Below are 25,697 nucleotides of genomic sequence, written 5' to 3'. Positions count from 1 at the left end.
CGATGAGTAGACATGCATATTGAGCTTAAACGGGGAAGCAGTACCAAATTATATATGCAGATTGCTCTGACCATTGCAGATCGTATCCGCTCAGGTTTGATTGAACCGGGAACGAGATTGCCATCTGTTCGTAAGCTTACCGCTGATTTAGGCGTTAGCTTGGTAACTGTAACTAAAGCCTATGCGGAACTGGAGGCTATACAACTCGTTCGTTGCTCTCAGGGAAAGGGCTGTTATGTAAGGGGAACAGAGCCTTCCGGTCAAATGTCCAGAGAAGCAGTTGCCCATAGCAAAATGAGCATCAGAGGCTCAGGCGTTTCGTTGAACTGGCAGATGACACTGGTTGATTATTTACCCAGAGCACAACTATGGAGACATTTTGACGCATCCCCTCAAGTCCGCTATGAACTGCATATGTCAGCGATTCAACCTGAGTTATTACCTACACGTGATATTATCAATAGCGCCTATCACTTGTCCTCAGAACATGCAGAGCGCATGGCGGCCTATGGATCATTTCAGGGGGATTGGGAACTAAGACAGACCTTTGCAACACATTTTGCTTCTCGCGGAATGCAAGTCACACCCGAAAGAATGTTAATTACAAGCGGAGCACAGCAGGGGATTGATCTGGTAGCTCGTACATTTATCGGTCCTGGAGATGTCGTATATATGGAGGCACCAACGTATACAGGGGCTATAGATGTGTTCACGAGTCGAGGAGCCAAAATCATTACCGTTCCTGTGGACAATGAAGGTATGCGTATTGATCTGCTTACCCGCTTGTGTGACACATATCCACCCAAGTTAATCTATACGATCCCTACATATCACAATCCGACAGGTGTGACGATGAGTGCTCAAAGGCGGGCCCAATTGCTAAATATTGCACAAAGTTATCATTGCCTCATTCTGGAAGATGATCCGTTTGCAGATTTATACTTTCGTGAGCCGCCACCGGCTTCGATTAAGTCCATGGATCGTGCAGGGCATGTGGTATATATTAAAAGTTTCAGCAAAGTACTCTCCCCCGGTTGCCGTGTAGCTTGTGCTATAGCCGATGGGAGTGTGCTAACCCGGCTTGTGGCCGCGAAGTCTACGGCCGATCTGGGGAGTCCGTTATTAACACAGAAAGCACTTCAGGCTTATATTCAGGAACAGTATGACACTTACGTTTATCAGCTCCGAGAAGAACTCTACTCACGCTTGTGTGCTGCCTCAGAGGTGCTGGAGCAGTGTGCAACGAAGGAGATGCAATGGCGTCTTCCTGAGGGAGGGCTTAATTTATGGCTCGAATTGCAGGGGAATATGGATATGCATGAACTGCATCGGCAGTCTCTCGCTGCGGGCGTGTCTTTTCTGCCTGGTTCAGCTTGTTATGTTGCGGAAAGTGACACGACGAGTTTAAGAATATGTTTCACTGTGACGAGTAGCGAAGCGCTGAAGCAAGGGCTTCGAATTCTGTGCACTGTCATTGAGAAGGTCTCATCCCAACAATCTGGGGCAACGGCGGACAGGCTACCGCTCATTTAATTTTTAAGGATATGGACATCCATCCATACCACATCGGGTTCACTGCAATAGGTTATAGTATCACTTGAAAGGGAGTTGGTTTGAAATGAACCATTGTTGTCCACAGGTTTCACCGATTGTATGTGACCCGATTCAGGTTGTTCAGGATTATTACATTCCACAGATTGTGCCTGTAATCCACCCGATTGAAGTTGTGAAGCAACACCACTGTGTTCCAATACCTCATCATATGTACCCCGTTGTTATAAGAGAAGAAGGTCCGATGTATGTATCCAGCCATAAGAAAAAATCCGTGAAAAAATCAAGCAAAGCCCGCTCGACTTCTCGCAAGCGCTAATCGCAGTTGGCGCCCCGGGAATAAAGAATCAAACCAAAGAGCAGCATACGCCCCGGGGCGCAGCTGCTTTTATTTTCTTGTATAACTCTATTTGGAAAATGTGGCACGTTCACTCTGATATCCGAATAACCTGGAAATTAACGATTATGCCATAAGTTATTATCGGATATATTTTTTCATCGTGTTATCCATCTGCTGTCTGACATGCTGAGGCCAGAACTGTAACGGGGCACTGCTTCCGGATGCGGCTTGCAGCGCTTTGTATACATCAATCTGCCCATAGCCGTAGTACTTATCGTGGCCGGGTTCTCCTAGATCAATTACACTTTGTCGCATCAGATCCATGACCTCCGTATTGGTCAAATCCGGGTTCAACGAGCGAATTAATCCTGCAAGTGCTGCAACGTGGGGACTGGCCATGGATGTACCTGACAGAGCGGCGTACTGATTGTCCGGGTACGTACTAGCAATACTTGATCCGGGAGCCATGACATCCACATAGTCGCCATAGTTGGAATAGGAGGCTTTATTCATATCCGGGTCTGTAGCAGAGACAGCAAAAACTTCGGGATAAGCAGCAGGGTATCCTGGACGCTCGGTATTATCGTTGCCGGTTGCAGCGATAAGCACGATATCCCGATCAAAAGCGTATTTAATAGCATCATGGAGAAATTGAGCGTCCGCATAGTTACCGAGACTCATGTTAATGACTTTGGCGCCATGATCGGCTGCCCAAATGATTCCCTCAGCTACGGCATACGTTGTACCTGATCCCGAGTTATCCAGCACTTTGACGGGGAGCACCTTATTGTACCAGCTCATGCCAGCTACACCTTCGTTATTGTTCACAATCGCGCCGATAATTCCGGCAACATGGGTCCCGTGACCGACATCATCGAGCGGTTTGTTGCCCGGATTCACAACATTGTATCCTTCGAGCAATTTTCCTTTGAGATCCGGGTGATTCACATCAACACCTGTATCTACCACGGCTACGATAACATCTTTGTTGCCCTTCGTAATGTTCCACCCGCGATTTGTCTCAATGGCAGGAAGATTCCACTGATAATCGGAAAACAGTACATCGTTAGGGATGGGGACATCCGGTTGTTCAGCAGCCGTTTCATTGGTTAAGTACATATAGTGAGGCTCCATATACAGGGGATTCCATTTACTTCCGAAATAATCCCGCAGCTGTGCATAACTCATTGTTTCAGACCGAAAAACATACGTATAACCTAACTTGCGAGCAGACTGCGTCTTCACGTCAGAACGAATCATGCGCATATCTCGTTCACCCGGATCTTGCCGGAAACGAATGACGATTTCATTTTCGTAAAAATGGCTTGCATTGGCGTTGTCATGCCCGGTTTTTACCGTGATTTCGTTTAACGTGTCGGGATGAACCGATTCGATTTTAAATTTTCCTTCACGTGGATAAGGAATCATCCGTAAATTTTTGCGCTGATGTTCTTCCACGGCATTTAATACGCTTTGACTAAACAGAGCGATGATAGCTCGTTTGCCATCCTTGGAGGGTTGTCCCATGACAAAGTATTTTTCCTTTCCAAGTGGAAACGAAGAGGACTCGAAGCTTTGACGCTTGTGTACCGCTTTTTTTGCCAAATTCATGGCATGAGATAATTTTTGCTGCTCCAGTTTACTTCCTTCTTTGAACGCACGATCAAATCTTTTACTCGATGAGTCATCGATATTCATCAATTGAATAGACCGCATGTGCCCGTGTGAATCTTGAAGATCTTTCATATAACGGGTCACCTGTGCATCTGTCATCGTGTTCGTTTTATTCAGTATGATCCCGAGGTGCTGTTTGGCATCTACACGTGTCAGCAGATCAGTGGCTTTGATATCCTGAACTTTCAAACGCTGTTTACTGGCATGTTCCTTCTGAGGATTTTCCTGCATAGCGCTTGGCTTGGGTACGGTACGGTTGGATGTTGGAAGCAGTAAGGTCAGCGCTAATGCGCCTGCACCTGCTGCAAGAGCCCAGTTGATCCACCTTGGTCTGGACATAAGACAGAACCTCCTCGTTCATTTTGGACGATGATCATACGGCGTGCATGAACGCATCGTCGTTGTCACGGATGTAGTTATCGTTAGGAGAAGCACATATTTTTATACAAAAGAGTTTCGAGTCATTGCTTATTCCGAAGCATGTATCATGACAGGAATGGAAAGCGCGATTAAGGGATACCGCTCGTCAACTTTTTATGGTAGGATTATATCTGAGTATTCAAAAGGTCAGGAAACAAACATGGTTTGGCCTACCTGGATGTAAAAATGTAAGGACTTATTTAAGGGGGAGCTACCTTTATGTCAGCAGCCAATGTACAAAAAACATGTGAGTCAACCAGAGAAAAGTTAAAACCGGCGATCGATCGGATCGAAAAGTTTTTGAATGAAAATGCTTTGCCTGAACTGGATCAGAACCAGACGGAGGAATCAACCGCCTTCTACAAAGGTTTCCTTTCAGATCTCCGTCATTTGCTCGTTTTTTCTGAAGTTTCTTACGAAAAACTTGGCGTTGTGCTGCGTCGTGCCAACTTTGATGTCGAATTTGCCGAAAAGGCTCTTTATAATACGTATCACCAAAGTGTGAACAGCTTTTTCTATCCGAAAAATGAGTGCTACTCTGAGGACGGAAGATATGCTTACACAGGTCAGGATGCTATCCGTTTCCGTGATAAGCCCATTCGTGCTGTACGCGACGTCATTTTGGAAATTTCCAAGACTTATGAAGAACTGCGTGACGACTTGGCCTATTACGAGAGTGATTATCTGACCCAGCGTCGTATGCAAAGCCAACGTAACCACGCTTAATATTTCGTAAAACATAGACCGCCCTTGAGGCGGTTTTTTTTGTTTGGATGTAAAGATGGAACGTTCGTTTCGACCTGAATGGCTCTAGATAAATGTATACCCTGAGACATGTTATCATCTGGCATTTTGGCGAAGAATATCGGATTTGGTGCGTGGGAACATTAGATGTCGAGGTGATAAAAAATGAGCCATGACAAACCAATTGTCAAATGCAGCGTTTCCAACTGTCATTTCTGGGGAGAAAACAACTTTTGCCAGGCCGATGCCATCATGATTGACATTGACCAGCACGCTACCCGTCGTCTGCATGAGGAATTTGCCGGAGAGACATTTGACTCCGATCATCATGATCATGCACGTACCTCTTCAGCAACATGCTGTCACACATTCAGACCTAAGTAAGCAGTCATCCCATCCATTAACGGAGGTGCTTTCACGTGAAGAATGATGATTTCAAAGACGAACATCTGGATCGTTACAACACAGAATCGCAGGGTCAACAACAGCGCCAGCGTGTGGATTATCCAAGAAAAGCATATCGTGAGGAGTACGGTGCGGAGATTACGCCGCGAGCAACCGTGCGAACCAGGGAGAGCGACCGCGTGCATTCAGATGCAGTACCGCAGAAACATGAGGCTGACCGTGTAATGGAGTCTTCGGGCCGCGTTGCAGGTTATATGGGTCTTGCTTTTGGTATTGCATCATTGTTTATGTGGTCTATTGTACTGGGTCCCGCAGCGGCTGTGCTTGGCTATTTTGCATTCGTGAATGGCCGTAAAACAGCGGGCGCATGGTCCATCGGATTGGGCATCGTCGCTACACTCAGTTACTTTTTTATGATTCCTTTTGCACGTTAAAAAAAGCGGACATCCGTTCATGGGATGAGAAAGTTATCCTCAGATCGCAGGACATTAGAAAAGCCTTCTGTATTCACTTCCTTATAGTGAATCAGAAGGTTTTTTCACATTTGCGCATATTTTTAACGCCTAATCAGCTATTTTTTATGAAAATGATGGAACCTGTCTGTAAAACCATGTAGAATAAAGTCATCTAGCTTGAATGAAACGGGAGTGGAGATAACTCATGCAAATCGATCCACGCAATTCGCGGCAATTACTGGAGCTGCAATTGTCTAATATCAATAATCAAACGAACGGATCTGCTGTGCCGACTGGTTCGACGACTGACTTTTCAAATATGATGGATGGATTGTTAAATGCGGATACTCGTAGTCTGAGCGATACGGTGATTCAGGCTTCGACCTCTAAACGATCCAACGACGGTTTGTTGTGGTTGCAACTTGGCAGTACCTATAGTCCCGATATGAATATAACGGGTTCTTCCCAGGCAGGTAATCCGGATTCATTGCTTGCTTTGAGCAATACAGGACAAGCTGATTCCAGCAAATCGGTGCCTACGGATTTCGAATCACTAATCTCACAGGCTAGTGCGAAGTACGGTGTACCTGAATCTTTAATCAAAGCTGTTATCGATACAGAATCGGGTTTTAATCCAAATGTTGTTTCTTCTGCAGGTGCGAAGGGTCTGATGCAATTAATGGATGGTACGGCAGCTGGACTTGGTGTGAGTGACTCCTTTGATCCGGGTCAAAATATTGATGCCGGGACCCAATATTTATCCCTTCAACTCCAGCGCTTTGGCGGACAGGAGAAAATGGCTTTAGCTGCATATAATGCTGGCCCGGGGCGAGTATCTAGACTTGGAGTTACGAATGATAATGAACTGATGAGCATGCTTCATCTGCTGCCTGTGGAAACACAGAACTATATTACTAAAGTGGAGCGAGCTCGTTCTAAATTTATGATCTAAAAGGGACATTTTCTGAGCATGCCCCAAACATAGAGATCCAGCTTAAAAGGCAGGCCTTCATTGCCTGCTTTCGGTTGGTCTTTTTTTGTGTTGTACGGAGATCGTGGTACAATGCTCACTATAGGTTAATGAATGAACGAACGAATAAGGAAGGTGCGCCTCGTTTTGAAATATTTTGATTATGCGGCAACGACTCCTCCATATCCAGATGTGGTTCGCACAATGACGGAAATTATGGAAACACAGTTCGGAAATGCGTCGTCGATTCATGGATACGGTGAACGTGCAGATCAATTACTACGCCGAGCGCGGACAGGCTGTGCTGCTGCAATCGGTGTAAAAGCAGATGAAATCGTATTTACATCCGGAGCAACGGAGAGTAATAATCTTGCGATCAAGGGGGCTGCTCTTCGGTATAGCTCACGGGGAAAACATATTATAACGACAGCAACGGAGCACGCATCTGTGTATGAAAGTGTGTTGCAGTTACAGCAATGGGGATGGGACGTAACCTTTATCCCTGTAGATTCAACAGGTGTCGTTACTGCTGAGCAGGTAGTAAAAGCTGTTCGTTCGGATACCGTGCTTGTTAGTCTGATGCATGTAAACAATGAGACGGGTGCGATTCACCCGGTAGAAGAGATTGGTAATCTGCTTAAAAAAAACGCACCGCGAGTCCTTTTTCATGTGGACGGTGTTCAGGGGTTCGGAAAAGTGCACGTTGCACCAGCCAAATGGAAAGCTGATCTGTACAGTTTGTCGGCTCATAAAGTCCGTGGGCCGAAAGGTGCCGGGCTCCTCTATGTGAGAAGTGGCGTAGAGCTTACACCTCTTCTATCTGGTGGTTCGCAGGAGCATGGGCTCAGGGCAGGAACAGAGAATACGGCTCTGATTGTGGGCATGGCCAAGGCGATGCGGATCGCAACGGAAAGACAAATTGATTTTTCGAGTCGCATCCGCTTACTCCGAGACCGGGTGATGAAGACGATTGCTTCTATCCCAGAGCTCGAGCTCAACAGTACACAAGACGGAGCGCCACATATTGTGCATTTTTCCTATCCTGCTATGAAAGCAGAAGTAGCACTGCATACCCTAGAGCAATTTGGATGCACGGTGTCCACCCAGTCTGCATGCTCCTCCCGTTCGGCTGAACCAAGCCGGGTGCTGCTTGCCATGGGAAGAGATGTTGCCTGTGCCTCTGGGGGATTGCGAATTAGTTTTGGTGATGAACATACAGAAGAGGATGCAGCCATGTTGGAAAAGGCGCTGCATCAGATGGTGGCACAATTACGGCCACTCGAAAGGCGGTTGTAAATTAAATGTTGAATTATGATATGCTTCTTCTCCGTTTTGGAGAGTTTATGTTAAAAGGAAAAAATCGTGCGCGATTTGAGAAAACCATCATCACTCAAGTTAAGGCACTGCTTAAGCCTTATCCGGGTGCAAGTCTGCGTAAAGAATATGGCCGAGTCTACGTGGATCTTGGCGGTGAATCCCACACACAGCTTATTCCCGTGCTCAAACGTGTATTTGGTGTGGCGTCCATCAGTCCTGTGAAAGTAACGCCTTCCGAGATTGAAGAAATTGTGCAAACAGCGGTTGCTTTTATGGATGAACGAGCTCAAGAATTCGGCGAAGTCACGACCTTCAAGGTAAACGCACGTCGAGTGTGGAAGGTCTTCCCGCATTCTTCTCATGAAACAAACCATTTGGTTGGTTCACCGATTTTACGCAAATTTCAACAGTTGAAGGTCGATGTTCGTGACCCTGATATCGAGCTGCGTGTAGAAATCCGCGAACAAGGCACTTATATTTTCAGTGAAGTCATTCCTGCCGCAGGTGGGTTCCCGCTTGGAACAAATGGCAGGGCAATGGTTCTTTTATCCGGGGGGATAGACAGTCCTGTAGCCGCATGGTCTTCCATGCGCCGGGGGCTTGAAGTCGAGTGTGTGCATTTTTATAGTTATCCTTTTACCAGTCAGCGGGCCAAAGAAAAGGTGATTGATCTTGCACGTGCACTTGCAGATCATGCCGGTTCAATCAAATTACATTTGGTTCCATTTACGGAGATTCAGACCGCATTCACTCAGTTGGGCCAGGATAATCTGATTATTACATTAATGCGGCGTTCCATGCTACGAATTGCCACCAAGCTGGCAGAACGCGAACGTGCACTGGCGCTCATTACTGGTGATAGTCTGGGTCAGGTGGCAAGCCAAACCCTTCCGAGCATGAATGTCATCGGACGCGCTACAGACCTGCCTCTACTGAGACCACTGGTCATGATGGACAAACAGGAGATTGTTTCACTTTCCAAACAGATTGGTACCTATGACATCTCCATTCTGCCTTATGAGGATTGCTGTACATTGTTTGTTCCAAAATCACCATCAACCAATCCGAATCTGCGGATTGTGGACAAAATCGAAGCAACGATGAGCCATCTGCCGGAATGGCTGGATCAAGCGGTAGAACAGACAGAAACAATAACTTTGTATGCCGGGGAAGCTTCAGTATTGACGGGGCAGCCAGAGAACAGTGAAATGAAGGATGACTGGTTTTAATTGTGATTGCTATCTGTAGGCATACTACATTAGAGGTAGACATAACAAATGAAATGTAAATAGAACACAAAAAGAACAGGACTAACCCATGTAAGAAGGGTTCGGTCCTGTTCTTTTTTGTGAGACGTTATCTCGTAAATGCATTGCTTGTATTGCTTCCATATCCCTGACTCGTCTATGAATAGGAACGTTGGTGAGCTTTCCTACTTGTGGTTCGTTTACGGTAACCCGCAAAGACAACGCCTCCAATCACTACAACGATGAACAGGAAGCGGAGTGCCGGATGCTCCGTGAAAAAAGGCATAATCCGTTTTTCTTCAGTAATCATATTGGCAGCAGTATAACCTAGTACAACGGCGCCAAGATAGATAATCCAGGGAAAGTGGTTAATCAGTTTGATAAATAAGGTGCTGCCCCAAACGATAATCGGGACACTAATCAGCAATCCGAGGATAACAAGTACTAGATGTTGCTGTGCAGCCCCCGCTACGGCAATCACATTGTCTAGTCCCATGGCTGCATCTGCAATAATGATTGTACGAACAGCGGCCCAGAGGGAAGTATCAGCTTGAATGTCATTGTGCTCCTCTCCCTGATCAGCCAGCAGTTTATAGGCAATCCAGACCAGAAGCAAACCTCCTACAAGCAAGAGCCAAGGCACTTTGAGCAACCATAATACAACGACGGTAGCTGCAATTCGGATGAGAAGTGCACCGCCAGTGCCGAACAGGATCGCCTTTTTTTGCACAGAAGAATGGAGATTTCTGGCTGCAAGACCAATGACGATGGCATTATCGCCAGCCAGGATCAGATCAATAAAAACAACATTCAACAAGGACAGCCAGAATGTTGGACTAAACAGCTCCATGCGATATGTCACTCCTTATATATTCTTCAAACACTAAGAATAGCATGTACATCTTTCACATACAAGTTAGAGTGGGGGGATGAGGAGATGAATACACTATGGTTATTAACGCAAATTTTAATGATCAATCTGGTGTTGAGTGGAGATAACGCGGTTGTCATTGCAATGGCTAGCAAAGATTTACCTCCGGCTCAACGTAAAAAAGCGGTGTGGTGGGGCGCACTTGGTGCAGTACTTCTACGTTGCGTACTTACTTTCGCAGCTGTACTGTTGCTGGGGATCCCTTTTATTCAGGCGGCAGGCGGTTTGCTATTGTTCTGGATCGCGCTGAAGCTGTTGCTTCAAAACGACGATGAAGTACATATCCGTAATGCATCTACAACATGGAAAGCGATTCAGACGATTCTGGTTGCTGATTTCGTGATGAGTCTGGATAATGTATTAGCGATAGCTGCTTTGGCGGACGGAGATCTGGCACTAATCGTCATCGGGATTGCAATTAGTATTCCTATTGTAGTGTGGGGCAGCGGCATCATTGTGGGTCTGCTTAAACGGTTTCCGATTTTGGTGTTTGCGGGTTCAGGTATACTGGCGTTTACTGCAGGAGAAATGTTAATGAGAGATCCGAAGCTGGGGGACTGGCTAGGTGGAATGGCAGCACAAGCTCATGCGATGTTGCCAGCAGCTCTGGCTTGTCTGGTTATAGCAGCGGGAGGGGCACACAGATTTGTTCGACGGAATGCGTAGATGTCAACATGGGTTGGAATAATTTTTGTTTGAGAGGTGTCCCATAAGGGATACCTTTTCTGTTTTTAAATCTTCCTGAGGAGTTCCGCCAAGAAGAGTCTGCGTTTTTTTCGCCTGTGAACGATAAAGGTGTAGAGGATAGAGCATTAAGGAGGGAAAGTAATCTTTGTGTCGTAAGCTGCTATAATATTATATATGGTGTCTCTAAGGGGAATACAGATTAAGGTTGGAGGCGTTATGTTTATTTTACCTGAGCTAGGACGACTCATTTTCGACATCAGTATAGTTTTTTGTGGAAACATCAGATACACTGTTAACATCAGGTTATAGCTCGCTTTTGCAATTCAAAAGGTGTTCAGTGCCGGGAATCAGCACAGTTTAGAAATTACATAATTAACAAAAACCAGAGGTGATTATAATGAAGAATGAAAGAGCAATCGGACTATTTATTGTAGTTGCTGGTCTTGTCATTTTGCTCGGCAAATTAGGGGTGTTTGGGTTTATCGGTCGAAATTTCTGGCCACTGTTGCTATTACTGCCAGGTATTGCTCTTTATGCGTTGTTTTATGCCCGGATGACGCCGTCCTGGTCGTTAGTGCCTGCGGGAGTTCTCACAGTATATGGTGTACTGTTCAGTATAACGAATATATGGGGGGCTGGACTCATGAGAAATTTGTGGCCAATCCTGTTGCTTGCAATTGCTGTCGGCTTGCTTGGATACGGTGCAGTTGAGCGGCGAAGACCCGAATTTGTCTATCCTGCTGCCCTAATTATCGGGGCGGTTTCCATCGTATTGCTGGCGTTTACGCTGCTACAGACAGGGATCATTTATGTACTCGCTGTTCTGCTCATCTTGGGTGGAGTCTGGTTGCTTGCTGGGCGAGGGCGTATAGGGCGAGGTAAGGGATGGTAAACATCTCCTGTCTTAACCTATGGAGTTTCGAGCGAAATATCTTGATTTTTACCTATGATAAACTATAATATAAGGGATATAGACATGCGTCGGGTTATCACCGACGCTTATTTTGTGAGTAACCTGCGATTTTGCGGGAAGTTTAGTAGATAAGAATTGAAATTGGAAAGGATATGGATACAAACCATGCATTCAAGAGAACACATTCGCAATATTGCGATTATTGCCCACGTCGACCACGGGAAAACGACACTAGTCGACAAGTTGCTCCAGCAATCCGGTACATTCCGTGACCACGAGACTGTACAGGAGCGCGCAATGGACTCCAACGATTTGGAGCGTGAACGCGGTATTACGATTTTGGCCAAAAACACGGCTATAACGTATAAAGATTATCTGATTAACATTGTAGATACACCTGGACACGCCGACTTCGGTGGTGAAGTAGAACGTATCATGAAAATGGTTGACGGCGTATTGCTCGTTGTTGATGCTTATGAGGGCTGTATGCCACAAACGAAGTTCGTACTTCGTAAAGCCCTGGAGCACAACCTGACTCCAATCGTAATTGTAAACAAAATTGACCGTCCAGCGGCTCGTCCGGCTGAGGTTATTGATGAAGTACTTGACCTGTTCATCGAACTGGGTGCCAACGATCAACAACTCGAATTCCCTGTTGTATATGCTTCCGCATTGAACGGAACATCCAGCATGGAAGACGATCCTGCCAAACAAGATGACAACATGATGGCGATCTACGATACCATCGTAAGTCATATCCCTCATCCAACAGAGAACGTTGAAGAGCCACTGCAATTCCTCGTTACGCTGATGGACTACAATGAATACCTTGGACGTATCGCTATCGGTCGTGTAAACCGCGGTGTGATCCGTCAAGGCCAATCCGTTACTGTTATTATGCGTGATGGCAAAAGCAAAACAGCTCGTATCGAGAAACTGTTCGGTTTCCAAGGTCTGAAACGTGTAGAGACAGAGGAAGCCGGCGCAGGTGACATCGTTGCGATCGCAGGTATTAAGGATATCAACATCGGTGAAACGATTGCTGATCCGAACAACCCTGAAGCTTTGCCGGTTCTGAAAATTGATGAGCCAACACTGCAAATGACATTCCTCGTAAACAACAGTCCATTCGCAGGCCGCGAAGGTAAATGGGTAACTTCCCGTAAACTGCGCGAGCGTTTGTTAAAAGAATTAGAAACCGACGTATCTCTTCGTGTTGAAGAAACAGAGAGCCCAGATGCATTTATCGTTTCCGGACGTGGTGAACTTCACCTCGGTATCCTGATTGAAAATATGCGTCGTGAAGGATATGAGCTTCAAGTATCCAAACCGGAAGTTATCATCAAAGAAGTTGACGGTAAGAAAATGGAGCCTGTTGAGCGCTTGTTGATTGACATCCCTGAAGAAAGCATGGGTTCCGTTATGGAGAGCCTAGGCGCACGTAAAGCAGAGATGGTTAACATGATCAACAATGGTAGCGGTCAAGTACGTCTGGAGTTCCTGATTCCTGCACGTGGTCTGATTGGATATAGCACGAACTTCCTCACATTGACTCGTGGTTATGGCGTAATGAACCATGCATTTGACAGCTATGCTCCAGTCGTATCCGGTCAAGTGGGTGGACGTCACCAAGGTGTACTGATCTCAACGGAAACGGGCACATCTACGTTCTACGGAATGATGGGTGTTGAGGATCGTGGTACGCTCTTCCTTGAGCCTGGAACAGAAATTTACGAAGGTATGATTGTTGGTGAGCATACACGTGACAATGATATCGTTGTTAACATCTGTAAAGAAAAACAACTGACTAACGTTCGTTCTTCCGGTAAAGATGATACGGTTAAAATTAAAACGCCGATTATTTTCTCGTTGGAACAAGCGCTTGAATATTTGAACGATGATGAGTACTGTGAAATCACGCCGAAATCCATTCGTCTTCGTAAGAAGCTTTTGAACAAATCCGAGCGTGAGCGTGCAGAAAAACAACGCAAAATGGCTCAAAATAACGCGTAACACCCACTACCCTAAGAGATACAAAAGTCAATGTTTGAAGGGACCCTATTGCACGATGGAACGATTCCTGTCTCTCGCCACTTGTAGTGGAGGGAGAGGAATCGATTCTGCAGAAGCGAAGCGCTCGCCTTTGTCCCCGAATTTCAACACTTGATAGAGTGTTCATAGAAATTCGGGGACAACAGCGATCAAAAGAACGATCCGATCTCGGAACGGTCGAACGAGCGACGAAGAATCTCATTGTGCAGCAGTAAAGTCCCGCCAATGCTTGAAGTTTGTACAGCATGATCATGAAAGGAGATGCCTTAACATGCAAGCATGGTTTGCATCACACCCGATCATCGCCTATATCGTCATCTTTGTACTGATTACTTACGTGTATAACAAGGTCTTTCGGGTTCGTCAGAAATTGCCAATCGGTAAGGAAATTGTGTTATATATCTTGATGGCGATGGGTACGTTCATGCTTCTTATTTTTCAGATCGATAAGTTGCCCATCATTCAATGTTTGCTGGTAGCTGTTGGTCTGATGCTGTTAGTGCGCGTGCGTTATTTCGTTGAAGGTCGTCAAAAGAAAAAAGCGGAAGCTTCCGCTCGAAACTCATAATGCTGTCTATGCATAAACACATCCGTTTTCCCTTGGGAAAGCGGTTGTGTTTTATGTAGACCAAACAGATGTGATAAAGGTGTTGAGAACATGAATTCAAATTCAAACGGATTGCCTCCACGAAGACAAGCTTCGAATTCACCTAGCAATTCAGGCAACAAAAGCAATAAGGGAAAGCCGCCGAAGAAGAAGAAGCGTATGCGCGGATTCATCAGGGTGTTTCTCAGTCTGCTTGTGATCGGTATTTTGGTCGGTGGGGGATATGTGTACTGGCTATACAACCAAGTTGCGAATACGGGGATTGATAAACCCGTTCCTCCAGGCATGTCGGCTACAACCAAACCACTGACGATGTTGCTGTTAGGTACAGATAATCGTCCCGAAACGGGTACGTTTTTATCCGATGTTGTGATGGTTGCTGCACTTAATCCGAATACGAAGACTGCAACGGTAGTATCCTTACCTCGTGATACGCGTATTCAGCTGGGCGGCTACAAGTCGAACAAACTAAATGCTTATTATCCACGATTCAAAACACAAGAAAAGACCTCTGGCAAAAAGGCAGAGGATCAGATGAAAGAAATGATGGAAAAGTACCTCGGTGTGGATATCAACTATACAACGGTTCTGAATTTTCAGGCTTTCCGTGATGCGATAAACGCCGTCGGTGGAGTTGATGTTACGGTTGATAAAAACATGTGTTACCGAGATACGGCTGACAATACGGATATTAATTTGAAGGCAGGAGCCCAGCATTTGGACGGAAAAGAGGCGCTTGACTTTGTTCGCTATCGTAAGTCCAACTGTAAGCCAAAGACGGCCGAGTCCAATGATTTTGATCGCAATAAACGCCAGAGCCAAGTAATGAATGCTATGCTGGATCAGATGAAATCGCTTGGCGGAATCACCAAGATTGGCAAAGTGATTAGTGCGGTAGATAAAAACATGACTACGGATGTGGAATCCGAACAAATGAAAAACTTTATAGCGACTTATTGGAATATTTCCACCGAAAATGTACACTTTACTCCGGTTACGGGGGAGTGGAGAAGTCCTTATGTATATATTAATGAGACAGAATTGGCCAATGCCAAACAGGCGCTGCAAGATACACTTTCAGGTAAAGTGACGGCATCAACCCCCAAAGAATAGCTTACGTTTTGGGGATTGGAAGCTCGGTTCGCGGTGTGCTATAATAACATCAACCAAGATGAGAATTGCATAAAGAAGGTTAGGGGGCTGGTTGAATGTCCGAAGCCGTCACACAGTTAACAGATTCTCTTTTACAGCAGTTTAAAGACGAGACTTTTGTGCTTCTTAACACCGTTGATGTCGAATCTGGAGGTCCGACTTCTACAGCAATCTCCTGGATTTATGCTGAAAATGCATCGACTTTTCGTTTGGCGATTGATCATCGTTCCCGTCTGGTAAATAATATGATACACAATCCGCTGATTACGATTACTGTTTTTGGCGAAGAGATGGTGTATGCAGTCAATGGACGTGCTTCCGTGCGACAAGATCCATTGCAAGACGTACCCTTTAATATGTGCTGTTTCGACATTCGGATTGAAGCGGTGAGGAATGCCCTGTTCTATGGTGCTCAACTGTCCTCTGTGCCTCAATTTGTCAAAATATACGACCAACGTGCCGCAGAGAAGCTTGATGAGCAAGTCTTTGCGGCAATGAAAAAAGCCTAGTGAGAGATCACTGGGCTTTTTGTTGTCTTTTTTCCGATTTGTGTTGTTGCATGTACTGATCCTGAGCAGGTTCATCCGGGTTTTGGCGAACTTTGACGTCTTTCGGAAGCTGTGGAATGATGCGCCCAACCATATCGGCAAGTTCTGAAGCAAAACCGGAAATTGGATGGCCTTTACGGATATGCTCACCAATTTCTTTGATACGCTCCGTGACATCAGCATCGGCGGTTACGATGGAATCCACACCTTCCGGGTCTTTGCGCAAAGCTTCTGCAACGGCGTATTTAATCGTACCAACGCGTGCCCGTTCGAGATCACCATCGACATCAATGCCGACAACCGCTGTGTTGCCGAGTATAACGCAGTTAGCATCTTGCACACCTTCAACTTGCTTGGCAAGTGCTTTGAGGTGACTCACTCGTTTTTTATTTGTCATTCGGCCCATTTCTGTATCATCCGCAACATTGAGATCATGTACCTCGCCTGTATTTTCGTTGAAGTGATCTAAGCGTGAAGGATTCATTCGATCTTCTTGCTGTGTGGTTATGTTTCCTCCGTAACTTCTTGGATGCATCTCATGCGGTTCCTGTGAAGCGTTACGTGTAGAAGTATTACAGCCAGTAAGAACAAAGATTAGAAGCAGCGTGCATATCCCCATTTTCATAAATGTTCATCCTTTCTTGGAGTTTTTCAGAATGGTTGACAATTATTTTGCCCTAGTCGAATACATTTATGTATGGGAGCATGATTGTCCATGCCGCTGCTGAAGATCACATGATCAAGATGAACTCGGGAATGAGGGGAAACGGAAGGCTCGTAAGAGCAACTTCGTCATTCCCGAGAACACGTTCCAGCCCATGCCTTTAACGACGCCGCTTTGGAGGGGATTGAATGAAAAAGATTTTTGTATTGGATACCAACGTGCTTCTGCATGACCCCAATGCCATATTTGCCTTTGAAGAACATGAGGTAATCATTCCCGCGGTTGTACTGGAGGAGATTGACTCCAAAAAAAGAAATGCCGATGAGATCGGCCGTAACGCACGCAATGTGTCCAGACTGCTGGATGGACTCAGGGAACTGGGTCACTTGCACAGTGGCGTACCTCTTGCGAATGGAGGCAATCTAAAAGTTGAGCTTAATCACCGCAGTTTTGTGAGAGTTCAGGAAATGTTCGGGGAAGTGTCCAATGACAATCGAATCTTGGCCGTCGCGCTGAATTATCAGATTGAAGAGAATGAAAAAGAAGTGGTGGAGCGACAAGTTGTTCTTGTTAGTAAAGACGTTCTGGTACGGATCAAGGCGGACGTACTTGGACTGATCACACAGGATTACTTATCGGATCGGACTGCTGGACTTAGCGAGTTGTACCCTGGATATACAGCGCTGAAAGTTCACCCGTCTGTCATTGATGAGTTTTACACATATCGTTTCTTGCCGATCAAACCGTTACAACTGTCTTATTCACTCTATCCGAATGAATTTGTCATTCTGAAGGATGAGATGGGTACGAACAAATCCGCTTTGCTTAAAGTGAATACCGAAGGTACAAAGCTGGAGCCATTGTTCCTCAGTAATGATAATGTCTGGGGGATTAGCGCCCGAAATGCACAACAAAGGATGGCATTGGAGCTTCTGTTGAACGACGATATTCCGCTTGTGACAATAACTGGCAAAGCGGGTACAGGTAAAACACTGCTCGCCTTGGCAGCAGGATTGCTGAAAGTAGAGGATGATCACAAATACAAAAAACTGCTGATCGCGCGTCCCGTCGTGCCGATGGGCAAGGATATCGGGTATTTGCCAGGAGAGAAGGAAGAAAAGCTTCGTCCTTGGATGCAACCCATCTATGATAATCTTGAATTTTTATTTGATACAAAAAAGGCTGGAGATATAGACAAAATACTGATGGGTCTCGGCAGCATTCAAGTTGAAGCACTGACCTATATCCGCGGAAGATCGATTCCCGGTCAATTCATCATTATCGATGAAGCACAGAACTTGTCTCGTCATGAAGTGAAAACAATAGTATCCCGGGTGGGTGAAGGTAGTAAAATTATTTTGATGGGTGACCCTGAGCAGATTGACCACCCTTACCTGGATTCCGCAAGCAACGGATTGACCTACATTGTCGAACGTTTCAAACAAGAGGGAATCAGTGGGCATATTATGCTTGAAAAAGGAGAACGTTCCAAGCTGGCACAGCTTGCGGCAGACTTGTTGTAACAAGCTCTCGATCGTTACAAAGTTGGATTTATTTCCCGGAAAATGATTTAAAGCACAAGCCGACTTTTGAAGTCGGCTTTTTTTGCTGAAAAAATTAAAATCAAATGTTATACAGAACTGTATATGCTCTTAATATGCAAAATACAAGAAAAGTGTTTTTTGGCAGGGTAGGACAAGAGCACTACATATTTGTTACAATAATGGTTGCGAGAAAATATAAAATAAGTTATTTCAAGGGGGAGAGTGAATGAAGCGTAGACATCAGGTTGTTTTATTTGCAGTTTTACTGCTTTCGCTAACAATCCTTTCACCTAGCTTTGATTTTAGAGGTTCGCAGCATAATCAGGGACGAAATCAAGAGAAAGATACATACACGGGTGTTTCATCCCGTAATCAAAATACAAGTGCACCTCTCGATGTAATGGTATCCATGTCCAAAGCCGAGTTTGAGTCTTTTCAAAAAGTGGCTAAAGAAGTAGCGGCTTCTATTTACGTTGAGATTAATCTCCGCAATGTGGAACCGGATGAGTATAAAGAGGTGCTCGATCAGGAGTTTTCCTTGGGGGAGAACGGAGATATTATTTTATTGGATAGTGACCAAGTTCAACATTATGCCAAAAAAGGTTATTTGCTTCCTTTAAATGCGACAACGCTTTCCAAAGCTCTTGGCGATTCAGTTGCTGAGTTACGAGGAATAACAGAGTGGAACGGATATCAATGGGCAATGCCCTTTGATGTAGATCCTTATGTGATGGGAGTAATACCCTCATATTTGAATGAGGCTGGGTTGCAGGGCTTTCCACAGAATAGGGAGCAATGGTCTAAGTTAATCAAGGAATCTCAAACAAAGAGCGCACCTTTGATTTCGTTGAATATAGATGATATTTACGAAGCGAGTGCGTGGTTGAGTTACTTGCCGCCAGGAATGAGTCCCGACCAGATTCTAAGAATGCAGCGTACCTCTATGACAAATGAATTTCAACAGGGGATCAGCTTACTCGGCGAGCTCCAACCCCATATTATAACCATGTCTGTAGATCCAGTATTAGCTGCTTCGGATGATAAGGTGCCAACCCCGATGTTTGTATCTACATTATCTCGTATTTTACATGCAGATGAAGCTGCCAAAGGTCGGGGGACATTTTCTTCACCTGTCTCTTTGCAGGCTTTGCGGGCGGTAGAATCCAGAAGTCTGGTTATTACAGCAGGAGCTGTGGAAACGGATGCAGCGAGTCATTGGATTGAAGGCATGTCTTCTGCAGTAACGCAGAAAAAGTGGTATAAACAAACCAAACGTTTGCCTGCAAGAAAACAAGAGAGTGAGAAGGAAGTTGGGGATGTTGAGAGTCGGTATAATATGGCTTTAAACCAATCATGGTTCGCCAAAGAGTCTCCGGTGCAATCGATTGAAAACAAAATGATGATCGATCGTTTTCAAAAACGAGTGCAACAGGTTCTCGAAGGGGAGATCAGTGCTGCCCAGTATGTGAGCAGCATTAGAAAAACGGTTAACCCCTAAAATGAAATCGCTAATTTCACTTCCAAAACCCCTTCATCTGTGGAAACATCCGTAGCTTTGACAAAGGACAGTATTTTTTGCGGATAAAAACCGAGATCGAACTCTTTCTCCAACATGCTGCGTGTTGTATCAGGCAGTTCAAGCTGATTGAACACCAGCTTATCCACATGAAAACGAATGGAATTTTGCGGTTCGTTCTCGACCGTATAGTGTCCTTCAATGCTTAATTGTAATTGATCACGCTTACCCGAAGCTGTAATTTTATCCTGATCAAATGTGAACGCAAAATCTTCAAAAATTTCATTTTGTGAGCGTAAAAACGCATTTAATTCGTCCTGACCAATGCGGATGGTATACGTTGTGCCCGTAGTAGAAATGGCTCCGTTTTGCTTTTGCACAAAATCGGGCAAGTTTTGCATGGCTGACGCCAATGCCTTGAAATAACGTTTTACCTCGTATATGCCGACGTTTTCCCAATACAACGTTAATTCATTCATTAATTTTTGGATAGCTGCCGCGTCACCGCTGGCGGTTATTTGCTTATCCACTTCTTTTTGCAGTGAGGCTACCCTTGTTCGCTGGTTCTCGAGATTGGTTTTCATCTCGGTGAGCTCTATAGAGGTTTGGCGGATTTGATCAGACGTATGCTGCAGTTGATTGTAGCGGGTCTGATACTTGTCCAAAACGGCTTGATCTTTACCAATGATGATTTGATAGTAGTCATATAGAACAAACAAATCTTTAAATGATCTTGCTCCAAGTACTGTCATGAGCAGGCTGTCACGCTCTCCCGTGTAGTAGGACCTTACAACAGCTCCGGCGCGGTCTTGCTGGATATGTATTTCCTTTTTCTGTTGCAGCAGTTGGGCAGTTAGTGTCTCATGTTGCTTGGCTAATTGTGTCTGCTGTTCAGTTATACGTTTAATTTCATGATCAATCTCTACAATAGATAATGTCTTTTGCAGAATGGCTTGCGTCTCTTCGGGTGAAGTTTCTCCATAAACGTATGATGAGGCGGACTGCACGAACAATATGATAATGTACAAGATGGCGATTAGGCCATATCGATGCTTCACAATCATTCTCCTTTCTTTAATCCTTGTAAAATCCTGCAGATGAGTACTCTTCCAAACAATATATGAAATCCGTACGAAAAATATCCTTAATGGTTACATACCATTATATCTTCATATGTAATCTTAAAAACAAAAAAACAATCCGACAAGAGCCGGATTGCTTTGATGCTGCTGGCGGATTAGAGCGGCAGTCCCATTTGAAATACAGTCCAGTAGCTGAACCCTGTGAACGTCACGATCATATAACCCCAGAAGAGCAATATGTACGTACGTTCTGTAAACTTCAAGTATCCCAAAAGAACAAAAAACGCAGTCTGCAGGAAGAACAGTAAAGCCATTTCGACTAAATCTCCTGCAAAAGCCATCAGGCCAATCGCAAGCGTGAAGAACCCGAGTACCCGAAACATGCGTGCCACGGTAAATCCTCCTCTCTTATGTACGTTCATAGATTGTCTACATAATATTATACCGACAAAGGAAAAACGTGTAAACAAATTTGGGTATGAAAGCGAATTCTTTTTTTAATACGCTTTAGATTAAAAGTATGCAGAATTATATTAATCACGTATGAGGGGACCTGAATGTGGAAATACATTTTAGTATGAAATCAATTCTATGAACTCTATGAGAGGCATAAGATTGAGTAAAGCAACTTTTATACCTAATTCACATAACGGGTTACCGGTTATGGGGACGGTTATTTCAGGATGGTGTTAGGAGGGTATTATAGCATGACTGCAGTGAGACAGGATGCTTGGAGCACAGAGGATGATTTGATTTTGGCGGAGGTTACATTGCGTCATATTCGGGAAGGCAGTACGCAGCTAGCCGCTTTTGAAGAAGTGGGCGAAAAAATAGGCAGAACTTCGGCTGCCTGTGGGTTCCGTTGGAACAGCTGTGTGCGTAAAAAGTATGAATCTGCGATTAGCAATGCTAAAGCACAAAGGCAGAAGCGGAGCTATCTAAGAAAACAGCCGGCAATGCTTGGTCCACAGGTTGCTGCACTGGCAACATTAGACGCTGAGGAAGGTGTTTTCAAGACGGAGGGTGTGTCGGATGAATCCTTATCTATGGATGCAGTCATCCGTTTCCTAAGGCAGTGGAAAGGAACTGCACAGGAGAGTAATCGTCAGCTTAAAATGCTTGAAAAGGAATTGCGTGAGAAGGAAGACGAACTGCATGAATTACGTTGTGAGAACGACAGGTTGTCCAAGGAAGTTAATGAGGTTCAAACCGATTATCGCGTGGTGAACGATGATTACAAAGCATTGATCCAAATTATGGATCGTGCACGCAGGCTTGCCTTTTTATCTGAAGAAGAAGAAGAACTCAAGACAAGGTTCAAAATGGATGCCAACGGAAACTTGGAACGGATTGAGTAGCTATATTCAAAAGTAAAAGTAACCTTGTAATATTTACCCGCCAAACCTCCGTAATTATACGGTTGGTATGACGGGTTTTTAGTTGTGTGCATTTTGTTCTATTATAGAAGAAGATTTTTCGGATTGATTCAAATGGTACAGTAACATGACCAGAACAGGGGGATCAGATGATTATAGATGTAGTAGGAGCAGGCTCGCTAGGACTTTTATATGGAGGGAAGTTGCAAGCATCAGGTGAAAGTGTACGTTTTTGGACTAGAACATCAGTACAGGCCGATGAGCTTAAGCGAGAAGGGATTACGATTACTGAGAAGGAGAAAGAAATTCACATTAGGCCCAACGAGATTCGGGCTTACCCGGCATCGCAACTGGAGAATCATTGGAACAAGGAGCCTGGAGACTGGATACTACTCACTGTGAAGCAAACTCATATTGATCATTTTATTGAACAGACAGCAACGTTAACGTTAGAGACACGGCAGCCATTAAAGATTGCTTGTTATCAAAATGGTCTTGGTCATCTGGAGAAGCTACAGGCTGCTTTGCCAAATGCATTGCTGTGTAGTGCGATTACAACTGAAGGGGCTAAACGTACCAAAGGTGAGGTGAACCGGGCCGGCGATGGAAAAACACTTCTGGGCCTGAGCAAGAGTTTGACGAAAACAAACGTGGGAATAATAGATGAACAACAAATATTTACTTTAGCCAGGGTTGTGCAACAGGCAGGATTTGACTGTACAGTGTCGAATGAAATCGATAAGCTGATATACAGAAAACTGCTCATTAATGCGGTGATCAACCCGCTTACGGCAATATGGAGAATCCCCAATGGTGAATTGCTTCACATGAAGGAACGAGTTAGCATTATGCGCCAGTTGTATGATGAGGCAATGACCGTGTATGGAGCTATGAACGTGCAATTGGAAGGAGATTTGTGGGATCAGATTCAGGGGGTATGCCGCGACACTGCTTCGAATACGTCCTCCATGCTGGCAGATGTACTACATAAACGCATAACAGAGGTTGAATCAATTAACGGATCAATCATAAGAATGGCAAAGGAGTTCAATCTGAAGGTACCTACACATGAAATGCTTTTTCATTTGATCCAAGGTATGCAATCAGAAGGGGTGAGTTAATGGGATTTTTCATCGTATTGAGTATATTGCCCTTTTTTCCTTTTTTACTCATGTATTGGGGCATGATGGTATGGAAGAAAGATAAGTCGACTGCACTGCGAGCAGCTATGGATGTCACTACATTTTTCCTTATTTTCTCCGTGTCTGCGTTATTCAACTTAACATTTGATTCGAATTTTGGTTTTTATCTGACATTAATACTCATACTAATAGCGCTTGGTTTTATCGGGGGTGCGCAAAATCGACTAAAAGGAAAGGTTGATGGGGGAAGAATGTTCCGGGCCGTATGGCGCATGTCGTTTGTAATGATGAGTTTTGGTTATATTTTGTTTACTTTATTTGGATTATTTAGATACATTATGAATCAAATGTGAGGTTACATAACGCGAAATCTCGAAAAGATGTGTCGATTTTGTCGAAAACTGAAAAAAACATTACTTTCTGAAAAAGTAATGTAGATTTTTTTGACCGGTGGTTGTATAATCTATAAACATAAACCACATCAATTTAGGGGGAAAAGTTAGATGAAAAGGAAAAGTCTATTAGTCCTTTTGACGCTGATCTTGGCGTTCGGTACCGTACTTGCAGCGTGCGGATCGAAAAATGAAGGCACAGGTACCACAACAGATAACAATTCTGCAAGCGGAGAAAAAGGTCTTGCCAAAGATCAAGTTTTGAAAATTAACTTAACGGCTGAACCTCCTACGTTTGACCCGGCTCAAGCAAAAGACAGCCAAACGAACACGGTTTTGAAATTTTTGTACGAAGGTCTGGTACGCATTGACGAAAACGGCAAAGAAGCCGCTGGTGTTGCTAAAGACTGGACAGTTTCTGAAGATGGTTTGAAATATGTGTTCAACCTGAACCCAGATGCAAAATGGAGCAATGGAGATCCTATTACTGCTGAAGATTTCGTTCGTTCTTGGGAACGTGCTTTGAAACCGGAAACAGCTTCTCCTTATGCATACCAATTGTACTACATCAAGGGTGCTGAAGGTTTCAACATGAGCAAAGATAAAGACTACAAAGGTACTAAAATCACTGATTTCTCCCAAGTGGGTGTGAAAGCTAATGATGAGCACACACTTGAAGTTACATTGGAAAACCCAACGCCTTACTTCTTGGGTCTGACAGCATTCTACACGTACTATCCAGTACACAAATCTGCTGATACGAATGACAAATTCTTCACAGACTATAAAAACATGATCGTTAACGGTCCGTTTGTAATGGATCAATATTCTAAAGGTCAAAAAATTGTAGTGAAGAAAAACGAAGGCTACCATGCAGCTTCTGATATCAAATTGACTCAAATCGATATGTCTCTGACAAGCAGTAGTGCTTCCGAACTGCAAGCTTACAAATCAGGACAACTGGACTATACTGGTGCACCTAACGGTGAGGTTCCTACGGACCAAATTCCTTCTTTGAAGGCTGAATTGCCAAACGAGTTCAAAGCTACGGGTATCGCAAGTACGTACTACTATCAGTTCAACGTAAATGAAGCACCATTCAACAATGTTAAAATCCGTAAAGCATTTGCAATGGCTATTCAACGTCAACTGATTGTTGATAAAGTAACACAAGGTGGACAAATTCCAGCATTCGGATTCGTTCCTCCAGGTATCCGTGGTGAAAACGGCGAATTCCGCGACGAGCACAAAGACGACTACTTCACTGAAAATGTGGATGAAGCTAAAGCGTTGCTTGCTGAAGGTATGAAAGAAGAAGGCTATACTACATTGCCAACAGTCACTTTGATCTACAACACAAGTGACAATCACGCTAAAATTGCTTTGGCTATTGCTGATATGTGGAAAAAGAACCTTGGTGTTGATGTGAAAACTGAAAACCAAGAGTGGGGCGTATTCCTTGAGAACCGCCAAAATCAAAACTTCCAAATCGCTCGTGCGGGCTGGTCTGCTGACTATAATGATCCGTACAACTTCTTGGAAATGTGGACTACTGGCAACACAAACAACGACTCTAAATTCAGCAACGAGCAGTATGATAAAGATGTAAAAGACACTGTGAAAACAGCTGATGCAGCAGCACGTATGACTGCTTTTGCTGATGCTGAGAAAATTTTGGTTCAAGATGAAATGGCTGTAATGCCTATCTACTACTACACTAACGTATCTTTGACTAAGCCTTACCTGAAAGGTGTACAACTTGATTTCAGTGGAGCGATTGACTTCACTCGTGCATATCTGGAAGAGAAGTAAGTTGTTCTGAAGTCTAATATGATTGCTTCGGGATATATATGTGGAATTCCATATATATCCCGATTTTTTTGTATGTGCACTGATTTTCCTTATAATTCTTGAAATTTCCGATAAATGGATTGGACTTTATTGTGGTCTGATTCTACAATCGATTTG

The 25,697-nt window shown here is 44.4% G+C and carries 25 protein-coding genes; 20 read left to right on the top strand and 5 right to left on the bottom strand.

What is annotated here, in order from left to right:
* Positions 1-12: 12 nt before the first annotated feature.
* The gene (locus tag EC604_RS02295) at positions 13-1,533 is read left to right on the top strand and encodes a PLP-dependent aminotransferase family protein (RefSeq protein ID WP_123062556.1); all 1,521 of its coding nucleotides are present in this window, start codon (positions 13-15) and stop codon (positions 1,531-1,533) included.
* A gap of 85 nt (positions 1,534-1,618) precedes the next feature.
* Positions 1,619-1,870 (top strand): hypothetical protein, encoded by a 252-nt coding sequence (locus EC604_RS02290; RefSeq protein WP_123062555.1) that lies wholly within the window; start codon positions 1,619-1,621, stop codon positions 1,868-1,870.
* Between the two features lie 159 nt (positions 1,871-2,029).
* On the opposite strand, the gene EC604_RS02285 is transcribed toward EC604_RS02290, so the two are convergent.
* A complete protein-coding gene (locus EC604_RS02285) occupies positions 2,030-3,904 on the bottom strand; it encodes a S8 family peptidase (RefSeq protein WP_123062554.1) in 1,875 nt (624 codons plus the stop codon).
* Between the two features lie 300 nt (positions 3,905-4,204).
* Between EC604_RS02285 and EC604_RS02280 the strand changes: the two genes are divergently transcribed.
* The 6 genes from EC604_RS02280 (at position 4,205) to thiI (ending at position 9,105) form a co-directional block, all read left to right on the top strand.
* Positions 4,205-4,711, top strand: coding sequence for a YpuI family protein (locus tag EC604_RS02280; RefSeq protein WP_090914707.1), 507 nt, complete (start codon positions 4,205-4,207; stop codon positions 4,709-4,711).
* Between the two features lie 183 nt (positions 4,712-4,894).
* The gene (locus EC604_RS02275; protein ID WP_090914705.1) at positions 4,895-5,113 is read left to right on the top strand and encodes a DUF1540 domain-containing protein; all 219 of its coding nucleotides are present in this window, start codon (positions 4,895-4,897) and stop codon (positions 5,111-5,113) included.
* Between the two features lie 35 nt (positions 5,114-5,148).
* Positions 5,149-5,568: a hypothetical protein gene (locus EC604_RS02270; RefSeq protein WP_429349866.1), complete on the top strand. Its 420-nt coding sequence runs from the start codon at positions 5,149-5,151 to the stop codon at positions 5,566-5,568.
* A 226-nt stretch (positions 5,569-5,794) separates the two neighbouring features.
* Positions 5,795-6,541 (top strand): lytic transglycosylase domain-containing protein, encoded by a 747-nt coding sequence (locus EC604_RS02265; protein ID WP_123062553.1) that lies wholly within the window; start codon positions 5,795-5,797, stop codon positions 6,539-6,541.
* A gap of 165 nt (positions 6,542-6,706) precedes the next feature.
* Positions 6,707-7,855 (top strand): cysteine desulfurase family protein, encoded by a 1,149-nt coding sequence (locus EC604_RS02260; RefSeq protein ID WP_123062552.1) that lies wholly within the window; start codon positions 6,707-6,709, stop codon positions 7,853-7,855.
* An 8-nt stretch (positions 7,856-7,863) separates the two neighbouring features.
* The gene (thiI, locus tag EC604_RS02255; protein ID WP_123062861.1) at positions 7,864-9,105 is read left to right on the top strand and encodes a tRNA uracil 4-sulfurtransferase ThiI; all 1,242 of its coding nucleotides are present in this window, start codon (positions 7,864-7,866) and stop codon (positions 9,103-9,105) included.
* Between the two features lie 175 nt (positions 9,106-9,280).
* Here the strand turns inward: thiI and EC604_RS02250 are convergent, their stop codons facing one another.
* Entirely contained in the window at positions 9,281-9,973 is a 693-nt protein-coding gene (locus EC604_RS02250; protein ID WP_123062551.1) for a TerC family protein, read from the bottom strand.
* Between the two features lie 87 nt (positions 9,974-10,060).
* Here EC604_RS02250 and EC604_RS02245 point away from each other — a divergent pair, with 87 nt between their 5' ends.
* The 6 genes from EC604_RS02245 to EC604_RS02220 all read left to right on the top strand — a co-directional run bounded on the left by EC604_RS02245 (position 10,061) and on the right by EC604_RS02220 (position 15,974).
* Positions 10,061-10,720, top strand: coding sequence for a TerC family protein (locus EC604_RS02245; protein ID WP_123062550.1), 660 nt, complete (start codon positions 10,061-10,063; stop codon positions 10,718-10,720).
* Positions 10,721-11,138: 418 nt separating this feature from the next.
* Positions 11,139-11,633 (top strand): LiaF transmembrane domain-containing protein, encoded by a 495-nt coding sequence (locus EC604_RS02240; protein ID WP_429349870.1) that lies wholly within the window; start codon positions 11,139-11,141, stop codon positions 11,631-11,633.
* A gap of 186 nt (positions 11,634-11,819) precedes the next feature.
* Positions 11,820-13,667 carry a translational GTPase TypA gene (gene typA, locus EC604_RS02235; protein ID WP_090923779.1) on the top strand — a complete coding sequence of 616 codons (1,848 nt, stop codon included), beginning with the start codon at positions 11,820-11,822 and terminating at the stop codon, positions 13,665-13,667.
* A 310-nt stretch (positions 13,668-13,977) separates the two neighbouring features.
* Positions 13,978-14,274, top strand: a complete 297-nt coding sequence (locus EC604_RS02230; protein WP_090923778.1) for a YlaH-like family protein — start codon at positions 13,978-13,980, stop codon at positions 14,272-14,274.
* A gap of 90 nt (positions 14,275-14,364) precedes the next feature.
* Positions 14,365-15,426 (top strand): LCP family protein, encoded by a 1,062-nt coding sequence (locus EC604_RS02225; protein WP_123062549.1) that lies wholly within the window; start codon positions 14,365-14,367, stop codon positions 15,424-15,426.
* A 95-nt stretch (positions 15,427-15,521) separates the two neighbouring features.
* Complete coding sequence (locus EC604_RS02220; protein WP_123062548.1) at positions 15,522-15,974, top strand: pyridoxamine 5'-phosphate oxidase family protein; 453 nt, start codon at positions 15,522-15,524, stop codon at positions 15,972-15,974.
* A 7-nt stretch (positions 15,975-15,981) separates the two neighbouring features.
* Here the strand turns inward: EC604_RS02220 and EC604_RS02215 are convergent, their stop codons facing one another.
* The gene (locus EC604_RS02215) at positions 15,982-16,638 is read right to left on the bottom strand and encodes a YhcN/YlaJ family sporulation lipoprotein (RefSeq protein ID WP_123062547.1); all 657 of its coding nucleotides are present in this window, start codon (positions 16,636-16,638) and stop codon (positions 15,982-15,984) included.
* Positions 16,639-16,865: 227 nt separating this feature from the next.
* Between EC604_RS02215 and EC604_RS02210 the strand changes: the two genes are divergently transcribed.
* Positions 16,866-18,200: a PhoH family protein gene (locus EC604_RS02210; RefSeq protein WP_123062546.1), complete on the top strand. Its 1,335-nt coding sequence runs from the start codon at positions 16,866-16,868 to the stop codon at positions 18,198-18,200.
* Between the two features lie 247 nt (positions 18,201-18,447).
* Positions 18,448-19,719, top strand: a complete 1,272-nt coding sequence (locus EC604_RS02205) for an extracellular solute-binding protein (RefSeq protein WP_123062545.1) — start codon at positions 18,448-18,450, stop codon at positions 19,717-19,719.
* Here EC604_RS02205 and EC604_RS02200 read toward each other — a convergent pair.
* Positions 19,716-20,795, bottom strand: a complete 1,080-nt coding sequence (locus EC604_RS02200; RefSeq protein ID WP_123062544.1) for a hypothetical protein — start codon at positions 20,793-20,795, stop codon at positions 19,716-19,718. The genes EC604_RS02205 and EC604_RS02200 overlap by 4 nt on opposite strands.
* Positions 20,796-20,974: 179 nt before the next feature.
* Positions 20,975-21,211, bottom strand: a complete 237-nt coding sequence (locus EC604_RS02195; protein WP_090923772.1) for a DUF2626 domain-containing protein — start codon at positions 21,209-21,211, stop codon at positions 20,975-20,977.
* A 315-nt stretch (positions 21,212-21,526) separates the two neighbouring features.
* On the opposite strand from EC604_RS02195, the gene EC604_RS02190 reads away from it, so the two are divergent.
* From EC604_RS02190 to EC604_RS02175, 4 genes are all read left to right on the top strand, one after another.
* Positions 21,527-22,177: an RsfA family transcriptional regulator gene (locus EC604_RS02190; RefSeq protein WP_123062543.1), complete on the top strand. Its 651-nt coding sequence runs from the start codon at positions 21,527-21,529 to the stop codon at positions 22,175-22,177.
* Between the two features lie 167 nt (positions 22,178-22,344).
* Positions 22,345-23,316, top strand: a complete 972-nt coding sequence (locus EC604_RS02185; RefSeq protein WP_123062542.1) for a ketopantoate reductase family protein — start codon at positions 22,345-22,347, stop codon at positions 23,314-23,316.
* Entirely contained in the window at positions 23,316-23,690 is a 375-nt protein-coding gene (locus EC604_RS02180) for a DUF3397 domain-containing protein (RefSeq protein ID WP_123062541.1), read from the top strand. The genes EC604_RS02185 and EC604_RS02180 overlap by 1 nt, the downstream gene beginning before the upstream one ends.
* 150 nt (positions 23,691-23,840) lie before the next feature.
* Positions 23,841-25,541, top strand: a complete 1,701-nt coding sequence (locus tag EC604_RS02175; protein WP_123062540.1) for a peptide ABC transporter substrate-binding protein — start codon at positions 23,841-23,843, stop codon at positions 25,539-25,541.
* The last annotated feature ends 156 nt before the right edge of the window (positions 25,542-25,697 follow it).

The sequence above is a fragment of the Paenibacillus amylolyticus genome (genome assembly GCF_003719335.1).
GTDB classification, from domain to species: Bacteria; Bacillota; Bacilli; order Paenibacillales; family Paenibacillaceae; genus Paenibacillus; species Paenibacillus amylolyticus_D.
Note: the sequence above shows the minus strand (reverse complement) of the source record. Positions and strands in the feature narration are given on the sequence as shown.